The 1,430-nt window shown below is 74.7% G+C and carries 1 protein-coding gene and 1 pseudogene; both read left to right on the forward strand.

Going from position 1 to position 1,430, the window contains the following annotated elements:
• Nucleotides 1–1,210: aldehyde dehydrogenase family protein (locus tag AOK24_RS35010; protein WP_055724014.1), on the forward strand; the 1,210-nt coding region annotated here is incomplete at its 5' end.
• Nucleotides 1,207–1,430: pseudogene (locus tag AOK24_RS35015) on the forward strand (gamma-glutamyl-gamma-aminobutyrate hydrolase family protein); the annotation flags it as partial. The gene AOK24_RS35010 and the pseudogene AOK24_RS35015, both read left to right, overlap by 4 nt.

Here is a 1,430-nt window from a genome sequence, read left to right on the forward strand (position 1 = left end):
CGAGCACCGCGACGACCTCGCGCTCGCCGTCACCCTGGAGATGGGCAAGCCGATCGCCGACGCCCACGGCATCGAACTGCGCGCGGTCATCAACACGTTCCGCTGGTACGGCGAACTCGCCGGCAAACTCACCGACGAGGTCCCGCACACCGCGCCGGACGCGCTCGCGCTCGTCACCCGGGAGCCGGCCGGGGTCGTCGGCGCCGTCGTGCCGTGGAACTTCCCGCTGACCCTCGCCGGGTGGAAGGTCGCGCCCGCGCTGGCCGCCGGATGCACGGTCGTGCTCAAGCCGTCCGAGAACGCGCCGCTGTCCGCGCTGCTGCTCGGGCGGCTCGCGCTGGAGGCGGGGCTGCCGCCGGGGGTGCTGAACGTCGTCACCGGCGACGGCCCCCGCGCCGGGCGGGCCCTCGGGCTCCACCCCGACGTGGACGTCCTCGCCTTCACCGGCTCCACCGCCGTCGGCCGCCACTTCCTGCGCTACGCCGCCGACTCCAACCTGAAACGCGTCTGGCTCGAACTCGGCGGCAAGTCCCCCAACATCGTGCTGCCCGACGCACCCGACCTCGACCGGGCCGCCGCCACCGCCGCCTGGGGGATCTTCTTCAACCAGGGCGAGATGTGCACGGCGCCCTCCCGGCTCCTCGTGCACGCGTCCGTCGCCGAGCGCGTCGTCGAGGCGGTGGTGCGCCGGGCCCGCGAGCTGCGGGTCGGCGATCCGCTCGATCCGGCCACGGAGATGGGGGCGCTCGTCGGCGAACGGCACCTGGAGCGGGTGCTCGGGCATGTCCGCACCGCGCGCGAGGCGGGAGCGCGGCTCCTGACCGGCGGAGACCGCATCCTGACGGCGACGGGTGGGACGTACCTCGAACCGACCGTGTTCGACCGGGTCGGCCCCGGCAGCCGGCTCGCCCGCGAGGAGGTCTTCGGGCCCGTGCTGTCCGTCATCGCCTTCGAGGATCTCGACGAGGCCGTGGCGCTGGCGAACGACACCGAGTACGGGCTCGCCGCCGGGCTGTGGACGTCCGACCTGCCCACCGCCCACCGCGTCTCGCGGGCCCTCAAGGCCGGGACCGTGTGGGTCAACTGCTACGAGGAGGGCGACCTCACCGTGCCGTTCGGCGGGGTCAAGCGGTCCGGCAACGGGCGCGACAAGTCCGCCCACGCCCTGGAGAAGTACACCGACCTCAAGACGACGTGGATCCAGCTGTGACCCGGCGCCCGCTGATCGCCGTCCCGGCCCGGTTCTCCGCGTCCGCGTCGGCGCTGCGCCACCGGGCCGAGGTCAACGCGCGCGCCCTGATCGAGGCGGTGTGGCGGGCCGGCGGAGAACCCGTCGGCCTGCATCCGCACGCCCCCGCCGATCCCGGCGAACTCGCCGCCCGGCAGCAGGACGCCGTCGAAGCGGGCCAGCCGGGCGGCGAGTTCGCCGG

Origin of the sequence: Streptomyces niveiscabiei, assembly GCF_001419795.1 — a bacterium.
Taxonomy (GTDB): Bacteria; Actinomycetota; Actinomycetes; order Streptomycetales; family Streptomycetaceae; genus Streptomyces; species Streptomyces niveiscabiei.